3 protein-coding genes are annotated in these 1,711 nt (G+C 68.4%); all 3 read right to left on the bottom strand.

What is annotated here, in order from left to right; translation table 11 throughout:
• Positions 1–487 (bottom strand): adenosylhomocysteinase (locus ABT063_RS51970; protein WP_351069363.1); only part of this gene is annotated, 487 nt, incomplete at its 3' end.
• Positions 459–1,361: a methylenetetrahydrofolate reductase [NAD(P)H] gene (gene metF / locus ABT063_RS51965; RefSeq protein ID WP_351069361.1), complete on the bottom strand. Its 903-nt coding sequence runs from the start codon at positions 1,359–1,361 to the stop codon at positions 459–461. The genes ABT063_RS51970 and metF, both read right to left, overlap by 29 nt.
• Positions 1,358–1,711 (bottom strand): vitamin B12 dependent-methionine synthase activation domain-containing protein (locus ABT063_RS51960; RefSeq protein WP_351069360.1); only part of this gene is annotated, 354 nt, incomplete at its 5' end. The genes ABT063_RS51960 and metF, both read right to left, overlap by 4 nt.

Here is a 1,711-nt window from a genome sequence, read left to right as displayed (position 1 = left end):
CGACGTCCGGAACCTTGCCGTCCTTCTCGTACTCGACGCCCTTGTGGACGAGGAGGGTGGCGTCACCGCCGTCGTCCAGGATCATGTTCGGGCCGGCGTGCCCGGGCCAGGTCAGGGCCTGCTCCGTACACCACCAGTACTCCTGAAGGGTCTCGCCCTTCCAGGCGAAGACCGGGATGCCCGCGGCGGCGATCGCGGCGGCGGCGTGGTCCTGGGTGGAGTAGATGTTGCAGGAGGCCCAGCGGACCTCGGCGCCCAGGGCGGCCAGGGTCTCGATGAGGACGGCGGTCTGCACGGTCATGTGCAGGGAGCCGGTGATGCGGGCGCCGGCGAGGGGCTGGGCCTCGGCGTATTCCTTGCGGATCGCCATCAGACCCGGCATCTCGTGCTCGGCGAGGGTGATCTCCTTGCGGCCGAACTCGGCCAGGGAGAGGTCCGCGACCTTGAAGTCCGTGACGTCAGGCGTGGGCTGCGAAGGCACGTGCACTCCTAGTGGTTTGGAGGTTCTGGTGGATCTCGAGCGTGGCCGTGGAGCGATTGAGCGTGATGTAGTGCAGACCGGGTGCGCCTTCGGCGAGCAGTCGCTCAGCCATGCCGGTGGCGTACTCGACTCCGATGCGGTGACCGTCGACAGGGTTGTCCCGGACGGCGTCCAGCCGGCGGGCCAGGTCTTCGGGGAAGGACGCGCCGCTGAGCTCGGCGAACCGGGCGATCTGCCGTACGTCGGTGGCGGGCATGATCTCCGGGATGATGGGGGTGTCGCAGCCCGCGGTCACCACCCGGTCGCGCAACCGCAGATAGTCGTCGACGTGGAAGAACATCTGGGTGATGGCATAGTCGGCGCCGGCCTCGCACTTACCGACGAAGTGCCGGATGTCGGACTCCCGGTCGGGCGAGCGCGGATGCATTTCGGGGAAGGCCGCGACCCCGACACTGAAGTCGCCCGACTCCTTGACCAGGGAGACGAGTTCGCCTGCGTGGGTGAGACCGTCCGGGTGCGGGATCCACGGGCCGTTCGGATTACCCGGCGGGTCGCCTCGCAGGGCGAGGACGTCGCGCACGCCGGCGTCCGCGTACTGGCCGATGATGTGCCGCAATTCGGCGACCGAGTGACCGATCGCCGTGAGATGCGCGACCGGCCGGAGTGTGGTCTCGGCCGCGATCTGCTTGGTCACCCCGACGGTGCGGTCGCGGGAGGAGCCGCCGGCCCCGTAGGTGACGGAGACGAAGGTGGGCCGGAGAGGCTCGATCCGTCGGATCGCGTTCCACAGCGTGCGCTCGCCCTTGTCCGTCCTGGGCGGGAAGAACTCGAAGGAAAAGGTGGGCGTGCCGGAGGAGAGTGCGTCGCGGAGGGTGATCACGAGCGGCCTCCGGCGTTGAAGTAGGTGGCCTCGGGGTGGTGGACCACGATGGCGTCGGTGGACTGCTCGGGGTGCAGCTGGAACTCCTCGGAGAGACGGACGCCGATACGCTCCGGTTCGAGCAGATGGGCGATCTTCGCCCGGTCCTCCAGGGCGGGGCAGGCCGGGTAGCCCAAGGAGTAGCGGCATCCCTGGTATTCCGTGCCGAACATGCCGGTCAGATCGCTCGGGTCGCTGCCTTGAATGCCGAGTTCGGAACGTACGCGTGCGTGCCAGTACTCGGCGAGTGCCTCGGCCAACTGCACGGACAGGCCGTGTAGTTCGAGGTAGTCGCGGTAGGAGTCCGACGC

The sequence above is a fragment of the Streptomyces sp. NPDC002838 genome (assembly GCF_040295365.1).
GTDB lineage: Bacteria > Actinomycetota > Actinomycetes > Streptomycetales > Streptomycetaceae > Streptomyces.
The sequence above is the reverse complement of the archived record's forward strand: the minus strand, read 5'-3'. Positions and strand labels throughout refer to the sequence as shown.